The organism is Salinimonas marina (assembly GCF_015644725.1).
Classification (GTDB): Bacteria; Pseudomonadota; Gammaproteobacteria; order Enterobacterales; family Alteromonadaceae; genus Alteromonas.
Window position 1 is genome coordinate 1,475,714 of record NZ_CP064795.1, and the last position, 20,689, is coordinate 1,496,402.

14 protein-coding genes and 1 pseudogene are annotated in these 20,689 nt (G+C 48.1%); 10 read left to right on the forward strand and 5 right to left on the reverse strand.

Translation table 11 applies throughout. The annotated features are described in order from the left end of the window. Positions 1 to 40 precede the first annotated feature (40 nt). The 7 genes and pseudogenes from nusA to IT774_RS06570 all read left to right on the forward strand — a co-directional run bounded on the left by nusA (position 41) and on the right by IT774_RS06570 (position 8,054). Positions 41 to 1,534, forward strand: coding sequence for a transcription termination factor NusA (gene nusA, locus IT774_RS06540; RefSeq protein WP_195811862.1), 1,494 nt, complete (start codon positions 41 to 43; stop codon positions 1,532 to 1,534). Between the two features lie 24 nt (positions 1,535 to 1,558). Beyond that, positions 1,559 to 4,164 (forward strand): annotated as a pseudogene (gene infB / locus IT774_RS06545) (translation initiation factor IF-2). Between the two features lie 79 nt (positions 4,165 to 4,243). Next, the gene (gene rbfA / locus IT774_RS06550; RefSeq protein WP_195811863.1) at positions 4,244 to 4,639 is read left to right on the forward strand and encodes a 30S ribosome-binding factor RbfA; all 396 of its coding nucleotides are present in this window, start codon (positions 4,244 to 4,246) and stop codon (positions 4,637 to 4,639) included. Beyond that, complete coding sequence (gene truB, locus IT774_RS06555) at positions 4,640 to 5,617, forward strand: tRNA pseudouridine(55) synthase TruB (protein ID WP_195811864.1); 978 nt, start codon at positions 4,640 to 4,642, stop codon at positions 5,615 to 5,617. 124 nt (positions 5,618 to 5,741) lie between these two features. After that, the gene (rpsO, locus tag IT774_RS06560) at positions 5,742 to 6,011 is read left to right on the forward strand and encodes a 30S ribosomal protein S15 (protein WP_195811865.1); all 270 of its coding nucleotides are present in this window, start codon (positions 5,742 to 5,744) and stop codon (positions 6,009 to 6,011) included. 256 nt (positions 6,012 to 6,267) lie between these two features. Next, a complete protein-coding gene (locus tag IT774_RS06565; protein ID WP_269749800.1) occupies positions 6,268 to 6,468 on the forward strand; it encodes a YceK/YidQ family lipoprotein in 201 nt (66 codons plus the stop codon). Between the two features lie 1,433 nt (positions 6,469 to 7,901). Beyond that, on the forward strand, positions 7,902 to 8,054 hold the full coding sequence (locus IT774_RS06570) for a hypothetical protein (protein ID WP_195811867.1): 153 nt from the start codon (positions 7,902 to 7,904) through the stop codon (positions 8,052 to 8,054). 241 nt (positions 8,055 to 8,295) lie between these two features. Here IT774_RS06570 and IT774_RS06575 read toward each other — a convergent pair whose 3' ends face one another. The 3 genes from IT774_RS06575 to IT774_RS06585 form a co-directional block, all read right to left on the reverse strand. Continuing rightward, positions 8,296 to 9,201, reverse strand: coding sequence for a cation diffusion facilitator family transporter (locus IT774_RS06575; RefSeq protein WP_195811868.1), 906 nt, complete (start codon positions 9,199 to 9,201; stop codon positions 8,296 to 8,298). Positions 9,202 to 9,492: 291 nt separating this feature from the next. Beyond that, positions 9,493 to 10,287: a coiled-coil domain-containing protein gene (locus tag IT774_RS06580; protein WP_195811869.1), complete on the reverse strand. Its 795-nt coding sequence runs from the start codon at positions 10,285 to 10,287 to the stop codon at positions 9,493 to 9,495. Between the two features lie 294 nt (positions 10,288 to 10,581). Further along, the gene (locus tag IT774_RS06585) at positions 10,582 to 12,138 is read right to left on the reverse strand and encodes a bifunctional GNAT family N-acetyltransferase/carbon-nitrogen hydrolase family protein (protein WP_195811870.1); all 1,557 of its coding nucleotides are present in this window, start codon (positions 12,136 to 12,138) and stop codon (positions 10,582 to 10,584) included. Between the two features lie 201 nt (positions 12,139 to 12,339). Between IT774_RS06585 and IT774_RS06590 the strand changes: the two genes are divergently transcribed. After that, positions 12,340 to 13,005: a 2OG-Fe(II) oxygenase gene (locus IT774_RS06590; RefSeq protein ID WP_195811871.1), complete on the forward strand. Its 666-nt coding sequence runs from the start codon at positions 12,340 to 12,342 to the stop codon at positions 13,003 to 13,005. 6 nt (positions 13,006 to 13,011) lie between these two features. Here IT774_RS06590 and IT774_RS06595 read toward each other — a convergent pair whose 3' ends face one another. Continuing rightward, complete coding sequence (locus IT774_RS06595; RefSeq protein ID WP_195811872.1) at positions 13,012 to 16,278, reverse strand: ATP-binding protein; 3,267 nt, start codon at positions 16,276 to 16,278, stop codon at positions 13,012 to 13,014. A gap of 244 nt (positions 16,279 to 16,522) precedes the next feature. On the opposite strand from IT774_RS06595, the gene IT774_RS06600 reads away from it, so the two are divergent. Both IT774_RS06600 and IT774_RS06605 read left to right on the forward strand, forming a co-directional pair. Then, the gene (locus tag IT774_RS06600) at positions 16,523 to 17,377 is read left to right on the forward strand and encodes a GGDEF domain-containing response regulator (RefSeq protein WP_195811873.1); all 855 of its coding nucleotides are present in this window, start codon (positions 16,523 to 16,525) and stop codon (positions 17,375 to 17,377) included. 141 nt (positions 17,378 to 17,518) lie between these two features. Next, a complete protein-coding gene (locus tag IT774_RS06605; protein ID WP_195811874.1) occupies positions 17,519 to 19,225 on the forward strand; it encodes a response regulator in 1,707 nt (568 codons plus the stop codon). Here the strand turns inward: IT774_RS06605 and IT774_RS06610 are convergent. Further along, positions 19,165 to 20,538 (reverse strand): DUF2252 family protein, encoded by a 1,374-nt coding sequence (locus IT774_RS06610; RefSeq protein ID WP_195811875.1) that lies wholly within the window; start codon positions 20,536 to 20,538, stop codon positions 19,165 to 19,167. The two genes, IT774_RS06605 and IT774_RS06610, sit on opposite strands and share 61 nt — an antisense overlap. Between the last annotated feature and the right edge of the window lie 151 nt (positions 20,539 to 20,689).

A 20,689-nucleotide genomic window follows, 5' to 3' on the forward strand; every position in this document is an offset into this window, starting at 1 on the left:
AGTACGCGCTTTCATATCAGGAAGCATTAGTGAGGCGAACATGAATAAAGAAATTTTGTTAGTGGCGGAAGCCGTTTCAAATGAAAAACAAGTGCCCCGGGAAAAGATTTTTGAAGCATTGGAATTTGCTATTGCCAGTGCGACTAAGAAAAAGAACGAAGGCGACATAGAAGTACGGGTCAGTATTGATCAGCGTACCGGCGATTTTGATACATTTCGTCGCTGGTTAGTGATTGAAGATGATCAGGAACAAACCAACCCGTATGCAGAAATTACGATTTCTGCAGCGCAGGTCGACGAACCCGATCTGCAACTGGGCGATTATGTTGAAGAACAGATTGAATCAATTAAATTCGACCGCATAACTACTCAGACCGCCAAACAGGTTATCGTGCAAAAGGTTCGTGAAGCCGAACGGGCACAAATGATTGCCGAGTACGAAGACAAGGTTGGCGAACTGGTTACCGGTACAATTAAGAAAGTAAATCGTGACAACATCATTGTTGATTTAGGCAACAACGCCGAAGGCGTTATCTATCGTGATGATATGTTGCCGCGCGAAACCTTCCGTCCAGGCGACCGGGTGCGCGGATTACTGTATGTTATTCGCCCCGAAGCACGTGGCGCGCAGTTGTTTATCAGCCGGACTCATCCAGACATGCTGGTTGAGCTGTTCCGCTTAGAAGTGCCGGAAATTGCAGAAGAAACTCTGGAAATTAAATCGGCAGCGCGGGATCCGGGTTCGCGGGCAAAAATCGCGGTTAAAACCAACGACAAACGTCTTGATCCGGTTGGGGCGTGTGTGGGTATGCGTGGTTCACGTGTACAGGCGGTTTCGGGTGAACTTGGCGGTGAGCGGGTTGATATTGTGCTGTGGGATGAAAATCCGGCGCAGTTTGTTATCAATGCTATGGCCCCGGCCGAAGTTGCCTCTATCGTGGTTGATGAAGACAATAACACCATGGATGTGGCGGTAGAAGCCGACAACCTGGCACAGGCCATTGGCCGTAGCGGACAAAATGTGCGTCTGGCCAGTCAGTTGACCGGTTGGGAGCTAAACGTGATGACCATTGATGATCTCAATGCGAAGCACGAAGAAGAAAACTCAAAAGTGTTGAAGCTGTTCACAGAATATCTGGACATTGATGAAGATTTTGCCGGTGTGCTGGTGGACGAAGGATTCAGTACGCTGGAAGAAGTGGCCTATGTGCCTGTAAGCGAACTGCTGGCCATTGAAGGGCTGGATGAAGATATGGTCGAAGAGCTGCGTAATCGTGCCCGTGCAGTATTGACCACTAAGGCGCTGGCCAGTGAAGAATCACTGGAAGGTGCCGAGCCAACTGAAGCCTTGCTGAATTTAGAAGGCATGAGCAAACATGTCGCATATCTACTGGCCAGCCGCGGCATCACCGACTTAGAAGAGTTGGCAGAGCAGGGCACAGACGATATAAGCGATATTGATGAACTAGACGAAGAGAGCGCCGGTAAACTTATCATGGCTGCCCGTAATATCGTCTGGTTTAATGAAGAATAAGGTCAACAAGGGGATAAACACGTAATGGCAGAAGTATCTGTAGAAAAGCTCGCCAGTGACATCGGAACGACCGTTGACCGTCTGGTTACTCAGTTTAAAGATGCAGGCATCACTAAAGATGCAAATGAACAGGTGACCGAAGACGAGAAACGACAGCTTCTTGATCATCTGAGCAAGCAACACGGCAGTACCGGTGGCATTAGCGAGCCAAGCCGCATGACACTGCAACGTAAAACCACCAGTACGCTGAGTGTAGGCAAATCAAAGTCAGTCAAGGTTGAAGTACGTAAGAAGCGTACCTACGTTAAACGTAGCGACATTGAAGAGCAGAAGCGTCAGGAAGAAGAAGCTCGTCTGCAACAGGAAGCAGAAGAAAAAGCGGCTGCCGAAGCGGCAGAAGCAAAACGTATTGCCCAGGAAAAGGCCCGTCAGGAAGCCGAAGCGAAAAAAGCGGCTGATGAAGCGGCAAAAGCAAAACGTGAAGCTCAGAAAGAAGCATCAGCAGAGCAACCTGCCGGCAAGCCTGAAGCCGAGATGAGTGCTGAAGAAAAAGCCGAAGCCGAAGCTGCCCGTAAAGAAGAAGAGCGTCTTCGCCAGGCTCAGGAGTCTGAAGCACAGAAGAAATACGAAGAAGAAGCAAAGCGTGCAGCTGAAGAAGCTCGTAAACTGGCTGAAGAAAATGAGCGTCGCTGGAAAGAAGAAGAAGAGCGCCGCAAACGTCAGGAAGCCGAAGAAGTACACTTGCATTCTAATCGTTATGCGCAACAGGCTGAAGATGAACAGGATCAGCAGGTTGAGCGCACCCCACGACGTCGTAAGAAGTCGAAGAAAAACGCAGGAGAACATTTGAAGCAAAGCTTTAATAAACCAGCACAACCCGTAGAACGTGTTGTGAAAATAGGCGCAACCATTACGGTTGGCGAACTTGCCAGTCGACTGGCGGTCAAGTCTAATACTGTTATCAAGACCATGATGAAAATGGGCGAGATGGCAACCATTAACCAGGTTCTCGACCAGGAAACTGCCGTATTGGTGGTTGAAGAAATGGGTCACAAATATGAACTGGTTAATGACAATGCACTTGAAGAAGAATTGTTAGCCGAAGGCACCGACGGTGAAATTGTACCGCGAGCGCCGGTGGTAACCATCATGGGTCACGTTGACCATGGTAAAACCTCATTACTGGATTACATTCGCCGCGCGAAAGTTGCTGCAGGCGAAGCCGGTGGTATTACCCAGCACATTGGTGCTTATAAGGTTCAGTCAGATAATGGCGATGTCACCTTCCTGGATACACCAGGACACGCCGCGTTTACCGCCATGCGTGCACGTGGTGCGACCGCCACCGATATCGTTATTCTGGTCGTGGCCGCCGACGATGGCGTAATGCCGCAAACCAAAGAAGCAGTACAACACAGCCGCGCTGCGGGTGTGCCACTGATTGTTGCGGTTAACAAGATGGACAAAGAATCAGCTGACCCAGAGCGGGTTAAAACTGAGCTGTCTCAGCTTGAAGTTATCTCTGAAGAGTGGGGCGGTGAGCACCAGTTTGTGAATGTTTCTGCCAAAACCGGTATGGGCGTTGACCAGCTGCTGGAAGCCATCAACCTGCAGGCGGAACTGCTAGACCTTAAAGCCGTTGAAAAAGGCCCGGGTCGCGGTATTGTTATTGAGTCTCGTCTGGATAAAGGGCGTGGACCAGTTGCTTCGGTACTGATTCAGGAAGGCGAGCTACGCGCTGGCGATATCCTGTTGTGTGGTGAAGAATATGGCCGTGTTCGTGCGATGCGCGATGAAAACGGCATTGAGATTAAAGTGGCTGGCCCTCTACTCCGGTAGAAGTGCTGGGCTTATCGGGTGTACCGGTTGCTGGTGAAGACGCCGCAGTAGTGAACGACGAGCGTAAGGCCCGTGAAGTTGCTTCTAAGCGCCATCAGAAAAAACGCGAGATTAAACTGGCCCGTCAGCAGAAAGCTAAACTTGAAAACATGTTCTCAAACATGGCCTCAGGTGAAGTCAGCGAGCTGAACATCGTCCTTAAAGCGGATGTACAAGGTTCCGTAGAAGCCATCGCCGAGTCACTGGCGAAGCTGTCGACCAGCGAAGTTAAGGTCAACATCGTGGGTAGTGGTGTTGGTGGTATTACAGAAACCGACGCCACGCTGGCAGCCGCTTCTGGCGCTATCGTAGTTGGCTTTAATGTCCGTGCTGATGCCTCAGCGCGTCGCGTACTGGAAAGCGAAGAAATTGACCTGCGCTATTACAGCGTTATTTATAATCTGATTGATGAAGTGAAAGCGGCCATGAGTGGTATGCTGGCACCAGAATTCAAACAGGAAATCATTGGTCTGGCTCAAGTACGTGATGTCTTTAAGTCGCCGAAGCTGGGTGCGATTGCCGGCTGTATGGTTACTGAAGGCGTGATTAAACGTAGTGCACCGATCCGGGTTCTGCGTGAAAACGTTGTAATCTATGAAGGTGAGCTTGAGTCACTGCGCCGCTTCAAAGACGACGTACAGGATGTACGTAACGGTATGGAGTGTGGTATCGGCGTTAAGAACTACAACGATGTTAAGGTCGGAGACCAAATCGAGGTGTTCCAGGTGATTGAGGTTGCCCGCGAGATTTAATCTGCGGCAAGCACATTAGATAAAGCGGGGGCCAGGCGCCCCCGTTTTTGTCTGTGTAATATATATAGGAGTTTTTATCATGGCACGCGAATTTTCCCGTACTGACCGTGTAGGTCAGCAGGTACATAAAGAAGTCGCCAGTATCATTCAAAACGAGTACAAACATCGTATTGGTGATATGCCCCTCATTACCGTTTCTGATGTAGAAGTGTCGCGGGATCTTGCTCACGCTAAAGTCTTTGTGACGATTTATGGTGAAGAGGTCGATCATAAAGCGCAGGTTAAACAGCTGGAAGACAACAAAGGCTTCATGCGTAGTCTGCTGGCCAAACGTTTGCGAATGCGTTCCGTTCCTAATCTGCATTTCTTTGAAGACACCTCGATTACTGAAGGTATTCGTATGTCTTCGCTGGTCTCAGAAGTTGTGGCCAAAGATAAGGCCCGTCAACAAGACTCAGGTGAAGAGCAGGAGTAAATGGCAAAACGTCGTAAGGGCCGTGCCATCAATGGAATTGTCTTATTAGACAAACCGGTGGGCGGCTCGTCAAATCAGCTGTTACAAAAAGTGCGCTGGCTGTATCAGGCGCAAAAGGCCGGACATACCGGCGCACTGGACCCGTTGGCCAGTGGTATGCTGCCCATTTGCCTTGGCGAAGCCACCAAGTTTTCTCAGTTTTTACTCGAAGCGGAAAAAACCTATGAGGTAACGGCCAGGCTGGGTGTGCGAACTACTACTTCAGATGCCGATGGCGAGATTGTTGAAGAAAACCCCGTTAATGTTACGGACGCTCAGGTCACCCAGACGTGCCTGAGCTTTCTGGGTAAAAGTAAACAGATCCCGTCCATGTTTTCTGCGCTCAAATATCAGGGCAAGCCGTTGTATCATTATGCCCGTCAGGGTATCGAGGTGCCTCGGGAACCCCGCGATATTGAAATCTTTGAGTTGGAGATCAAGCGTATTGCATTGCCTGAGGTTGAGCTACGCGTAAAATGTAGCAAAGGTACGTATATCCGCTCCCTGGTGGACGATATTGGTCAACAGCTTGGCTGTGGTGCCTACGTAACTCGCCTGCATCGCACCGAAGTCGCCGATTACCCCACCGCCAATATGGTGACCATCGAGCAACTGGAAGCGCTGCGTGGAGATGATGAACAACAGCCCGACTTCGAGGCGCTGGATGCTTTACTGGTGCCAATGCAGAGTGCGGTTTGCCGGTTACCGGCAATCCATATTGATGCGGCTCAGCGTCAGCGTTTTGACAATGGTCAGAGTGTTACTGACCCGTCCGGGCCTGAAATTCAGGAACATGAATTTTACCAGGTGTACGATACCAGTAACGATGACGCGCTGTTTCTGGGGGTAGGCGAAGGGGTGAAGACGCCAATGGACCAACCTGCGTTTCGCGGCACCGACAAAATATTTGTCAGCCCCAAACGACGGGTGGTTTTTTAGTTAAAAACCCACGGTAAGGCAATTTACCCTTGCGTCACTGCGCTGTGTCATTATAATACGCGCTCTTCATAAGTTGGCTGAATTAGTGATCGGCCAACTTTCACATCCTTATTAGGAGAACACTATGTCACTAACTAAAAAAGAAACTGCGGACATCGTAGCCGATTACGGCGTAAAAGAAGGTGATACCGGTTCACCAGAAGTTCAAATCGCGCTGTTGACTCACAACATCGGTAAACTTCAGTCTCACTTTGCTGCACACAAACAAGATCACCATTCTCGTCGTGGTCTGCTGCGCATGGTTAGCCAGCGTCGTAAGCTTCTTGATTACCTGAAAGGCAAAAATGCCCAGGGTTATCTGGATCTGATCAAGCGTCTGGGCATCCGTCGCTAAGATAAGATTTGCTGAAAAAGCGCTCCTCGGAGCGCTTTTTTTGTGCCTGAAGATTAGTGCTTGAAAAGCTGTCGACTTATTTTCCGCACCTAGGTATGGTCATTCGGTAATCAATTATCAGAAACTCACGGATGAAACAGGCGTGAGTGATACTACCCGCATTACTATGTAGCGGTTGTGCAGCCATATTGACTGTTGATCCTAAATACGATCGGGTTCCCATAGCTACGCTGGCAATAAAAGTTATTGAAAAGAAATTCCGAGAGTCTACAGCGGCGTGCTGTATAACTTTTGTATGTTTTATGGCGAGCCCGGACAATATGTGAATTCAAATGCCCGGCCCAGTGCAGTGACCTATATTTTGGTGGATACCGCATTGTCATTCGCAGCGGACACGATAATCATTCCCTATACGGCTACGCAGCAGGCCCGTAAAGGCAACATCAAGGTCAATTGAAAATTATAATACTAATTAGTTAAATAATAGCAGTAACTTCGTCAAAAAGGTTCGCTGCTATTTTTGTGTTCTCACCTGAGGTGCTCTTAGTATTTTTCCAGTCATTGTCATACGGAATATTGATTAATGAAAGCGTGTTCCCGGAAGATTTTTTTACTAGTGATAGCAGCTTGTTTATTATCTGGCTGTGCAAAAGGTAAAATTGATATCTTAAATCCACAGGGGCAGGTCATTGGGGCGTGTTCTGCGAACTTTGACTGGCATTGGTACGGTGCACAGGACTTGGTCAATTATCTGCTTTATCTGTGTGCCAAAAGCCATCAAGACAACGGCCGCGTGGTAGCAAATTCGGCTATTTTAAAAATGACTATACGCTAGCCGAGGCCCCAAAAGGGTCAAAGCTGGAACAACCAAAATGCCTACCAACAGTTCAAGGCAGGCCAGTTCTCAGAACAAAAATATGGCTACCTGTTAGCAGCAATGGAATACGTGTTTATTTTGAAAAAACAAAAGGTCAGTAAGCAGTTTAATGCCGGGTTAATCAGTTCAAAGGAATATCATAAACAAATTAGCGAAGCCGAAAGGGCATTTAACGGAGAGTAGTCGGTGTCTGTGATTTGTCATACTCAATAGCCTGGCAGCGACGACTCATTGATAAGGAAACACGATGGGATACAAATTCACATACTTCCCCAGCCAATTATCACCAATATAAAAACCGTATTCGAGGCCACATTCGTTGAATTTTCTATATGTATTGTCTGCGGTATCCTGGCTTACGTTAGCTATGGCGAGCTGTTGCAGATTTTTCTACCCTTTTTGATTGTTGCTCTGACCTGCTTGTTTTTGACCATTCACAATATCTACGTCATGGTAAAAGGTATTCTTAAGAGCAAAGCAAAAAAAGAACACGAATAGACTTATGCAGGCCAACGCAGCTGCGCTCGCATTTCTGTCATAATTCGTCGCAAGGTAATTCAGGCTGTGACTTTCTGGGTTAGCTATATCAAGTGGCTTACAACGCATAGTAAATTTTCAAAACCAGATGGCCTGAGGTCGACAATATCCACAAGCGAGCTATCAATATCCAGTGCCGGCTGCCTGAAAGCATCAGAAAGCCGGGAGTTTTAAGGAAATCCTTTGTGGCTATTGCTGTTGCCCAATGAACAGCACTTATCACCTGGTCTCACACCGCCCGGCAATCCGGCGATTATCATTATTTCTTATCGTTATCGTTGTCAGGGGTAACACGAACAATTCCCCGTGAATGCTCGCATGTGGCTCGAAGAATAAGATTTGTGACCTGGCGATGTTTAACTGCCTTGTTACGACGCATGTTCGTAGCGTTATTTTTTCAAGGAGCGGTCAATCTGTCCCCGTTAGAAGCTAAAAATTGCTATTATATTCCAACATTCAATACACGAGACTTAACGATGGCAAAATTTGATGACAGGGTTAAAGAACTGGTCGAAAAACACCCGAATCTGACCAAGGATGAGGCGATTAAAATCGTAACCGACAAGAACGAACGAAAGAAAAAGAAAAGAGTGGAAAAATCAGATAGAGGTAGCGCTAAGAAACCCTAACAACGAAGAGAATGATCCGCCAACTCTTTAAGGTTGAGGCGCCTGGCTTATACTATTTGCTCTGAGTTGGCTGAGCCGTGGTATGCCTGTATTACGAAGCTTCGCTACCTGGCTTCGATCTCAACCCGCTTTATATCCCTCCTGCTATCTCGCTACCGCGATAAAGCGCGCGCCGTTGACGTTGCGCTGCGATAGCGTCGATTCCGTTAACTGGCCTTGCTAACGCTTTTTTAGAGGCCTGCTAGACCAGACTGGTTACGTTATCCCGACACTCTTCCTCGGCCAGCTCCACCTCTATAGTGGTATTGGCAAAGCCGAACGGCTGTAAGGCATCTGCAACCTGTTTTTTCAGGTTGTTGTAGTCCTCCAGTGAAGAACAGTGACTTATCACATGCGCGCTCACCACATGATGCTCGCCATCTAACGACCAGATATGCAACTGATGAATTTCCTGTACCTGAGGGATATTCAAAAGTTGTTGTTCTACCTCTTCAACCGCTGGCGAGGTGGGGGAGGCTTGAAAAAACAGTTTTAGGGTTTGAGCCCCGTGTCTGATTACGTTTACCATGATAAACAGCGTAAATGCCACAGACAACAAAGGATCTAAAATAGGCCAGGCTACAAATTGCATAATAATAGCGACAATCATGACCGCCACCCAACCCAGCACATCTTCCAATAGATGCCAGTTCAATACTTTTTCGTTGAGTGTATGGCCCCCGTGTAGTTTGTAAGCGGCAAAGCCATTTACCGCAATCCCTAACACTGCCAGCACCATCATTCCTTCTGTTTGGGGCATCTGGGGAGCCAGTAAGCGGGGGATGGCCTCACTGAGCACCCACATCGAACCGATAGTCAGCACCAGGGTGTTGATCAGCGCCCCAGATAAACTAAGACGTTTATAGCCATAGGTAAATTGGTGGTTTGCTTTTTTATGGCCGAGTTTATTCAATACCCAGGCGCTGCCAATCGAAATGGTGTCGCCCAAATCATGCACAGCATCAGCCATTATGGCCGTACTGTTGGTGAGCCAGCCGCCGATAAACTCCACAATCGTAAAGCCAAAATTAAGAAAAAATGCCCAGCCAATTTTTTCTGAGCTATGATCATCGTGATGAAAGTGATGGTGTGCATGCTGGTGTGACATCGAAATATCCTTACTGCCTCAAAGCTGCCGGAACTTAAGTTTCCGCATGGCTTGCCTACCATATGGCTTTATTGTAGCTTAGTTTGCGAAGGGCTGCGGGATGGAATTTGTGGGTTAAATTACCGTTCTACGAGCTTTTGGAAGCATACATAAGCCCGGCGTCAACGGCTTACGTGCAGGTGGTTCGGGAACTTGCCGCTGAGGTGCCAGCACCGCGCATTTATAAAAAAACCGCCGGGGTCGCCGGCGGTTTTTATAAAGTGCTGATGCTAAAGCATCTGAACTATACTGTTAATTTGATGGCGCCTGGCCACCCGGAGAACTGATGACCTTGGTCGCAATACTACGAATTTCGTTTTCCATTGAGCTGATACGATTCGCCAGGGTATTGTTACGTTTTTCCAACACGCTCAGTTTGTCATTCACATTTTGAACATTCTGCCGCGTCTGACTTTTATCATTATTTACCTGGTCTAAAGCCACGTTCAGAGCCAGGATTTCATCAGCCAGGGACGCTTGCTGATTTTTCATCGAGGTTAACCGGCTTTGATGTGTCTTCACATCATCTGCCACGCTGCTAATGGAGCCGTTAAGATCTTTTTGCATGCTATTAACTTTTGCGCCCAAATCCGTAATTTCTTTTTGGTTTCGACGCCAGGCCGACGCCCAGAGCTTGTCCATTTGCTCCCATAATTCTTTTGATTTTTCCGCCAGCTCATTAACCTTTACTTGTAAGGCCACAGTAGACTCGCCCATTTCTTCATCGGTAGCCGAAAGCTTGCGTTCCAGCTCGGCGATACGATCTTCTGCCTGCAGGGCGACGGCTTGCTGTTGCTGCAGCAGTGTGTACAAATAGTAACACCCACCCAAACCAGCCAGTGCCAGCAACAATACCAGCACTACCAGAATAGTACTGGCACCGCCCTTACTCTTTGGCTCAGGAGAACCTGGGTCAGAGGAGGCCGGAGCCGGCTCATCGGGCTTTATGGTATGTGCAGCAGTATGCCGTTTTTTTTCGTAATCGCGACGATCTTCTTCATCCAGTCGAATAGTAGGGAAATCATCGTTTCTTGAATCGTTTGCCATAACTCTCTTTACTTCTGATATATTTGGCGAAATTAACACTATGAGAAAAGCATGTTAGCGTGATTTCTGTGCTAATACCATAGTTTCAGCGGTGTTCCTGCAGGTTTAACCGCAAGACGATAGTCGCAATAAAGCACCCACCATTTGTCCTTCCCGCTCGGCATACCGACAGCGGCTTTGGGGTATGGATAAAGTTATAAGCAAAAATTGTGCGCAGTAGGCTATGAGTTTTTATATGCACGGCTCGTGCATGAAAAAAGGGGCCGAAGGCCCCTTGTGTGAGTGCGAACCTGATTAGGAACGATTACCAATCCATTCAACCCGGTACAAGTCGCGACGGCGGTCAAGATAATTTCGTACCGACCCTTCGTTTTGTAAACGGGTGAGTTTGTCCAAATCCAAATCGACAATCAACGTCATTTCCGTATTTGGGGTGGTTTCCGACACAATTGCATCATGCGGAAAAGCAAAATCGGATGGGGAATAAACCGCCGACTGACCATACTGAATATCGACATTGTCCACTTTAGGCAAGTTACCTACGCTACCGGCAATGGCGACATAGCATTCGTTTTCGATGGCGCGGGCCTGTGCACAGCGTTGTACCCGTAAGAAACCATTTTTTGTATCGGTCCAAAACGGCACGAACAAAATTTGCATTTCCTGTTCGGCCAGAATACGCGACAGTTCCGGAAATTCAACATCGTAGCAAATCAGTACCCCAATGCGTCCAAAGTCGGTATCAAAGGTTTTCAAGCTGTCGCCACCTTTCATGATCCAGTCTTTTTTCTCATGCGGCGTGGGGTGCAATTTGTACTGGCTCTCTATGGTGCCGTCTCGCTTGCACACATAGGCGACATTGTACAACTCATCTTCTTCAATTACCGGCATAGAGCCTGCGATGATAGTAATGTTGTACGACACCGCCAAGTGCGAAACCGCGGTCAGAATTTCGTCGGTGTAGGTGGCTAGATGCCAAATTGCATCAATTGACGATGGGTCCGGGCTCAATCCCATCAGTGGTGCATTAAAAAACTCTGGGAACAGGGCCACATCACAGCCATAATCTGACAATGCATCGACAAAATATTCAACTTGCTGAAGCAGTTCTTCAACATTATTGAAGTAGCGCATCTGCCATTGAATTAAGCCTATACGGGCATTCGACTTTTTGGCGCTAATAAGCAGCGGTGTGTTTGGCTCGTAATAAATGTTATGCCACTGCAAGAGGGTGGCATAACCCTTAGAGTCTTCATCCTGCGGCAAATAGGCGGTCATCACCTGCTTCACCTCAAAGCCGTTGGCGAGCTGAAAGGTTAAGATAGGATCGTATATATCTTTTGATTTGACTTGCTCGATATATTCATAGGGTGTCATCAACGAAGAATAATTGGTGTAATTGGGGATCCGCCCACCGGCCATAATTGACTTTAGGTTGAGATTTCGACACAAATCTTTGCGTGCCTCGTACAACCGTCGACCTAAACGCAGACCCCGGTAATTTGGACATACAATAACTTCGACCCCGTAAAGCACATCGCCGTTTGGATCATGCGTGGTCAGGTAGGCATCACCGGTAATTTCATCATAGCTGTGCTTATCGCCAAACTGGTCATAATCGACAATGACAGAGATAGCAAACGCAACCACTTTGCCCTTGTCTTCGATACAAATCTGGCCATCGGGAAAGGTGGTTACCTGGGCTTTAAAATTACGGTAGGGCCAGGCACCGCCCACTTTGGCGTACACCCTGTCCATTAACTCTCTTACATCATTATAGTCATCCAGCCTTAAATTTCTAAGCTCCAGATGATGTTCGGTATCTTCCACCGAGGTTTGATCCTGACTCATATACTGCCTCTACAATTACAGCTAATAATGCCGTAACAATGAACCACTTACATAAGATATCTTATACCCTGCGCGCAGGTATTTGGATTAGGTTTTAGTGTCTTCAGTGTGAATAAAAAAGCGCTGTAAAGTCATTGCCATAAACCAACGGATGACGTATAAACTGGCGTTTTGTATTGACTCATTTGCAGGATACCCTAAATGCCTCACAGTAGTATGTCTGACGCGGCATCCACTAACGATCACGCATTGTTTGAGCGCATCGCCGTCCAGCTTCAACAGCAGGGTTACAGCATACAGCCAAATGCCTTATCGCCGGTTATGGCAGACGCGCTTTATCAGTATCAATGTGCCTTAGGCCAGGATTATTTTGCAGAAGCCGGGATAGGACGCAAACAGAAGTTTCATAAAAACGAGAGCATTCGAACCGACAAGGTTTGCTGGATTGATGGATCCAGCGAGACGGGTTCTCAGTGGTTAAACTGGTGTAATGACTTAAAAACCTATCTTAACCGGCGGCTATTTATGGGGCTGTTTTCATTTGAAAGTCATTTTGCCTATTACCGGCCAGGTGACTTTTACAAACGCCATTATGATGCCTTTAAAGGCGCTTCTAATCGCGTGTTGTCGATGGTGACGTATCTGAATCCGGACTGGGACCCGGAGCATGGCGGCGAACTGGTTCTGTATCAAAATGACGAAGATACCACCGGAATACGGGTGACGCCGGCACTGGGCACGGTAGTCTTGTTTTTAAGTGAAGAGTTTCCCCACGAGGTTCGACCGGCGTGCAAAAACCGATTTTCTATTGCTGGCTGGTATCGGGTTAACACCAGTATCGGCAATAAGATTGACCCACCAAAATAAGCCGGATTAAGTCGGCGATGCTGATAACAGCTGGATAGCCCTGCTGTAGTCCAACCGGGCCATTGCCTGACATATCTGCTGCGCTTTTTGCTGGCCGAAATGTCGCTCCAGACATGCTCGATACCGCGCGATATCACTCTGGCGTAAATAACTTCGCTTTTCCAGGCGTGCCCGTAATTCGTCTAAGTCATCCAAAGGTCGCAATACATAATCGGTCGTTTCTTCGGGCAAATTCGCCAGACAATGTCGAAGGGTTTTAAGCACCACACCGAGCTCATCGGCTACGATATGAATGTTACCGGGCCGACCCGCCGCCAGTTGTTTTTCAGCGTCGGCGGCCAGTTGCGACAAACGCTCAGCGCCGATGGTCGCGGCCAGACCTTTAAGTGAATGCATGTAACGCTGATGCTCTGGTTTAGAGTGAAGGTCGGCGACATGGGTTTTTTCGCCAAATTCATAGTTGAAATTCACCAATAATTGCCGATAGTGGCCGGTATCGCCACCCAGACGCCGAAGCACCCCGGCGATATTAAAACCCGGCAATAACAAACAAAGTTGTTTGCTGGTAGTTTTGCTCTGAGTTTCGCAAAAGGATGGAGCTACCGCTGGGGCTGATTGAGTGGGAGCCTGAGCCTTGGGTTTTAAATATTTCTTTAAAGTTTCCAACAGCACCTGCCGGTCCACTGGCTTGGGTATATGGGCATCCATGCCGGTGTTGATTACCCGTTGTTTGTCTTGATCCAATACCGCTGCAGACATCGCAATAATCGGTATATTGGCCAGTGCCGGACGTTGCTTCATGGCCAATGTAGTTGAATAGCCATCCATGCCGGGCATTTGCAAGTCCATAAAAATTACATCAAAGGTCTGTTCTTCCACGCAGCTAAGTGCCTGCTCACCATTGCTCGCCAGTTTTACCGTAAAGCCAAGATGGCTAAGTAATTGCTGTGCCACATATTGGTTGGTGAGGTTGTCTTCCACCACCAACGCCCGGCATCCGGCGAATTGGACTTGTTCCTGAGGGGGATCTATTTGTCGCTGCGCACCGAGTTTTGAAACCAGCGACACCATGGCAGATTCTAGGTCGCTGGGCAGATAAGGAGGGAACACCCATACGGAAGGCTGGTTTAAAATAATGTCGGTGGCAGTGCTATGCGCATATTCAGACGAGCCAATTAACACCAGGCCCGAGCGAATGGACATTACCGAGCCGTGGGTGAGCAACTGGTGCATGATAGTGCGTTGTTCGGCAGGCGTAGAGCTACTTAGATCGACAAGCAATATGTCACATTCAGGTGCTTTAGCGTGGAAAAAATCGCTCAGGCTTTGCTGAAACACAATTTCTGTGTTCAGCATTTCGCAATAATGATAGGTACGACCATAGGAAGACGCCTTGGTCACAATGCCGGTTTGTAATTTACTGACTCCGCTGGGGGGCACAGAATGCTCGGGTAGGCGTAATGGCAATGAAAAGCAAAACCGGCTGCCAGAAGCCGGCGTGCTGATGCTGTTTAACTGTCCATTTAACAGTTCCGCAAGTTTTCTGGAAATAGATAATCCTAGTCCGCTGCCACCATAGCGCCGGCAAATAGAGTTATCTGCCTGGGAAAACGCAGCAAATAAGGTAGCTAGCTGCTCTTTCTCCATACCGATGCCGGTATCGATAACCTTAAATTGCAAACTTTGGCCTTGTTGCTCTTTTTGACAATGCACCTGCAGGCATACGCTTCCGGATTCGGTAAACTTGATGGCATTGCCTACAAGGTTGGAAATGATTTGCTTTATGCGCATGGCATCACTGACTACCCATCGTGGACAGTCTGGCTTAAGATCGCAAAGTAGCTGCAGTTTTTTTTCGCCGGCACTGACGCTAAAAAGGTGCAGAACCTCAGACAGCAGAGTATAAAGATCGAAGGTTTCAAAGGTGATCCTAAGTTTTCCCGCCTCCAGTTTTGAATAGTCCAGAATATCGTTCAAAATGCCCAGAAGCGATTGTGAAGACTGCTGCACTTTTGACAAATATTCTCGTTGTGTGGTGCCCAGCTCCATCTGCAATACCATGTCGGTAAGCGCCAGAACGGCATTCATAGGCGTTCTGATCTCGTGACTCATATTGGCCAGAAATTCGGTTTTGGTTTGATTAGCCTGTTCGGCCTCTTCTTTGGCCCGTACCAGGTTATTCTGCAAGCGGTGCAGATGAGTAATATCCAGGTGACTTCCCATGATGTGCTGTATAGTTTGTTCCGGGGTAAAGCTAAGAATCGAATACTGCCCCATTAGCCAAACCCATTTTTGTTTTGCGTGAAAAAATCTGAATTGAATCGGGCTGTGAGTAATCTCGCTGCCAGGGTGCAGCATCAAAAGCCGGAAGTGGCGCATTACTTTTTTACGGTCTTCTTTGTGCACCAGGCGCCATAATGCCAACGGTCCCTTTTGCATCGCTGAAAGATTGCTGTAACCGGTAATTTTTTCGAACCGGTCATTAATAAAAAAAGGCTGCTGGTGCACTGCGTCAAAAACAAATACGCCGGCTATAGAAGCATTAAATGCCTGTTTTAATGCACCATATTCAATATCGCATGGCCCACTTTGCGGCGTAAGTGTCACGCTATGAAAGTGCAGCAACAAGTGATGGCCTGATACCCGACGCACCGAGATGGTTACCGCGGCGGACAGAGTGAAAACATGCTCAGTTTTGGTACTTTGTGCGCATTGTTGCAAAAAGTGGTGCAGGGTGGTCTGAAACACCAGGGCCTGGTCAGCCGGATTAATCCAGTACCAGTCGGGATAATCAGCGAATAGTCTGGTGGTGGGTGTGCTCTGCCAGCAGGAGGTAAACTTTTCTTCGCTATAGGCGATTAGCCAGACCGGTAAGGTCTGATAAAGCAGACTGTCAGCTGAACCAGAAGACAGCGGTATGGCGCCCCGGTCAAGAGGGAGGTCCGGCGCACGGTAAGCTACTGACGGATCAAAAATAGGTGTTGAAGATTGCGTCATGGCCGGTTTGCATCTATAAACTGTATACACGGTATACGCCGCTGCGATAGCACAGGATACCAGTGTCAACAAAATAATAGACTCGGGAAGCAGCCATTCGTTGGTTACCTGATTCAGGCGTTCCAGACCTGCAGCCGTTACCACAATAATAGCAATAAGTAGGATAAACTGGTGTTGCTTCGCATCAACCTGATTGCGTAAGTAATTAATTAGCAAGGAAATACTAAAGTACGTCAGCACTACGAGAAAATCTATTGAAACCAGTGCCTCACTCATTGGTGCTCCTGTTGCTCAGATGGCCAGGCATCGATTGTAGTCGAGGTGGGGGTATAGCAAATGACGCCATAGCGGGCAATCTGCAATGAACTTGTTTGTATCAAGAATAGATCGAAAATCAGGATTGTGCATACTTTAGTCTAATATTAGTAGGATGCTATATGTCGTCTCGGGCCAGAGCGAAAGTATTAATTATTGATGATGATGTGATGTCGGTTCAGCGGGTCGCTGAAGCTTTATCCCCATGTATGATGTATTTGTCAGTACCACCGGGCAACAAGGGTTGGAACAGGCACAGGCACTCAGTCCTGAACTGATATTGCTGGATGTGGTGATGCCGGGTCTCAGCGGCTTTGATGTCTGTCGACAATTAAAACAAAATGACCACACCCAGCCGATCCCCATTATATTTGTCACCGCGCAGGATACCGTCAATCAGCAAACCGAAGGGTTTGAACTGGGGGCGGTAGATTACATAACCAAACCCATTGAAGAAGCAATTTTAAAGGCCAGAGTCCAAACGCATACCCGTTTGTATCAACAAACCTTGCAGCTTGAATCCTTAGCGGCCACCGACCCGCTCACGGGGTTGGCGAACCGTCGGCGGTTTGATGAAACCATGCTCTCAGAAATTGATCATTGTCATCGTGAGCAAGCCTGCCTGTCATTGCTGATTATCGATATTGATGATTTCAAAGCATATAACGACGGCTATGGCCACGGCAAAGGGGATGACTGTCTGGTTCATGTGGCCCGCAACCTTGAAGCTTGCGTGCGCCGCGCGACCGATTTGGTAAGCCGACTGGGAGGCGAAGAGTTTGGTATTATCTTAACCGGTACCGATCAAAGCGGGGCACAAGCCGTTGCCACCCAGATTCTGGAAATATTCAACAAACAACGCTATGTGCATGATTATGCGTCGCAGCATAACTATTTAACCGTCAGTATCGGCATCGTCACTACAGCATTTAGTCAAATTACCGATTACATGCCAGATGAACGTATTCTGGTGGATTGCGCGGATGCCGCCTTGTATCGGGCGAAACGCAACGGGCGAAACCGGTACGCATGTAGTATATGGCCAGAAGACCAGGGTTAGCCTGCGCTGCCGCTTGGCTTTCACTTTTTACCGTGGCAACATTGGTTGCAGCCCAGCAAAAATTCAGCTTGTTGTGTTGCACCTGAACGCCCGCCGGTATTGAATTGGCCTGTAATATAATCTCACAGTGAAGTGTTTTTAATGGAAAAATTTCCTCCGCCAAAGCCAGTCAACGAGCTTAGCGTATTAATTATTGATAATCAGGGCTTGGTTCACGATCAGGTATCGTCAGCCTTCAAGGAAGTAGGGATAACCCGGATCAGTAATGCTTTAAATGCATACCATGCCTTACGGTTATGCGAAAAGTCGGTTTACGACTTTGTGCTTATCGCATTCAATATCAGTCATGATAAAGACGGCTTTCATCTGTTCGAAGAGCTGAAACACCACCAGTTCATATCCGAACAAACCACAGTGATTTTTTTAAGCGCAGAAACCAGTCCGGAGCTGGTGAATTGCATAATGGAAATGCAGCCTGACGACTTTTGGGTTAAGCCTTTAAACCGGAAGCATATCGAAGATCGTCTGATTCACCTCATCGCCATTCGTAGCAAACTGCATAAGCTACTGCATTGCCTGCATCATCACGATTACTCTACCGCAATTTATTATGCGCAACGACAGCTCAACGATCCCAACGTGTTGGAATTTCACCCGCGGTTGCGGCGGATAATCGGTGAGTGTTTGATGCAGCTGCGCGAGTATAGTGAAGCTGAAGCGTATTATCTCAATTTGCTTAAACAGTCTGATCACCCCTGGATGCATGTCGGGCTGGTTAAGGCGCTGTTAAAACAAAACAATCTGGAGACCGCGGAGCCACTTATTGAAGATTTGCTTGGCCGGCGCGATACTCAGTTTCAGACGCTGGACCTGCTGGCGCAGTATCACCTGGAAAAAGAACAGTATGAACAGGCTTACGAACACGTAAAGCAAGCCAGTTTGCTGGCGCCCCGTAATATCGAACGCAACAAACGGTTATGGGATTTGGCCCGCCTCAATCATGATAAAACTGGTCAGCTTAGCGCGGTGCAGAATATGGCCCGTTATGCCCGTAATTCTATTCATGATTCACCGGAGCTGACGTTAAATGTCATCAGGGCGACGCTGGATTTGGCCTGTGGTCTTAGTCAGCCAGAAGCAGACAAGTGGTTGCTAAAAGTAGACCAGGAGCTTGAACGGTTAGGCCGTAATGCCACTTTGGAAAGTCAGCTGGAAGCGCCGTTATCCGTGATCCGCGCCCGCATGTTGTGTCTGCAAAAAAATAAACAGGGTGCAGAAGCCATCATGAAACAAAAAAAGCCGGAGCTGGTCGGCGAGTCGATGGAAGATAACCTGGATAAAATGAAAGCCTTTCACGAGCTGGGCATGAAAGAACACTGTTTGGCGCTGCTCGATAAATTACGTGCAAAAATTGAAGGGGATACTTTTTCCAGTCAGGTGGTTGATGAATATCTTAAGCAGGAAGAAATTGAGCGCCGGGAAATCAGTTTTACCACCAAAGAGCTTAAAGAGATGGCAGCGGTGAATTACAAAGAAAATCGTATGCTGCCAGCTTTTAACAATCTGCAACAGGCCCTGACCCTGTCTCCTGAAAATCGACAGATTGCCTTTAGCCTGTTGAAAGTGTTGGTACAGTTGCGAAAAAAAGAGCCTTTAAATGACGCCCAGACGCAAGCGCTGGACCGGGCCAGCCGGTTACTATGGCAAGAGCATCTTCCCGCCAGTCAGGTAGAAAAGCGGGATGAATACTTTGCGCTATTACAGGTGGATACCGCGGCGCTTGAACATCAGCTCGATGACGCTGAAGGCTTAGCGGCGGGTGCGCTTAATGCTCTGACAAACGCCTGATAATCACGGGTAACCTGCGCCGCATACTCCCAGGCGCTGGGGACCAGGATATCCTGCTGACCACTAACATGTTCAAGTACCGCCTGTTCGAATCTGGTAGAGCGGCGGTCGCCCCGGGCATGCGCCAGTGCCAATGCCTGGCCACACCACTGAGCATAATCGCTAAAGCCGCCTTTGACACTTTTATTGCCAATGGTTACATCTTCAGGATCAATGCCCACCCGGGCATGATGACGTGAGCGAATAAGGTAGTGCTGTTTTTGCCAGTATACCTCATCGAGTAACAAGTCCGGTTTACGCTGCATTTTACGCTGACAGCGGGCGGTCAGGTGCGCCGGGTTCAGGCGGTTTACCGGTGACAACTGTTCAAAATACGCCAACGGTGCGGCTTCTCGCTGCTGTTTTACCTCAACAATATGACAGCGGGAAAAGCTGGAAGGGGTATGTGGTTTGGGCGGCCCCACCAAAAAGTAATAGCGATCCATATTTACCGAGCCGGTACCGGCGTTATTGCGCTGCACAATATCAAGAATTTCATCATCCATATACGGGGCAAACGCGGTTTCCAGTTCCTGATAATAATGGCTGGCCAGCGGCGTAAATTTTTCGGTTTTACACAGAAAGCGCAAACCCTCTTCGCTCATATAAATCGCCTTGGCCAGCGCGCTTTTGCTGGTGAATTCACGGCCGCCCGCCGCCCGTCGACAGGCTTTGTCATAATGTTTGGTAAGGCGGGTCCCCGGGCCGATACTTTCGATGGCGGTATTAATTTTTAAGGGATCTTCGAACAGTTGCTGGCAAGAGGCCACATACTGTTGCACAAAGCCTTGCATAGCCTCGGTAATATCTTCGTCGCTGACCACGGGCTTGGTAGTACCGGTTTTATCATGCAAAAAACGGCCTGCCTTGATGCCTTGTGCGTAGCGACCGGCCAGCACCAGGGAGCTTAAAAACCGCATAATGTCCCAGCCGGCAAAGCCTACACAGGCATCATCAAAATCATTGGGGGCGAAAATTACGGTATCGCCATGAGACCCTTCTTCAGTAATAAAACCAAAGTTTGATAAATGGCAATCGCCAATTACACAGGTTAAAGGTAGCGATGTCAGACAGTCGGGCAGGCGCTGATAGCCAGCATTTAAATCGGCATAAAAGAGCTGCGCCGTACCGCGGTAAAAGGCAAAGGGGTTGTCGGCCATTTTTGCGTGCTTACCCAGCAGCGGGTCAGGAGGACAGCCGTCAATCCTGTTAATTTGCTGGGCCACAAAACTTTCTCTGGGGTCGGCGGTGGCGTTCTCACACGTTGTGTTCATGGATGATTTATTCCTTAGTCTTGCAACTTGAGATAAAATTTGGCAGGCTTGCTTATTCAATAAATCCGCAGCAAAAAATTTTTTTAATCGCAAAAACTGATTTAATTGTTCAACATTACCAATTATCATTGTGATTCGTCGTTCGCTATTC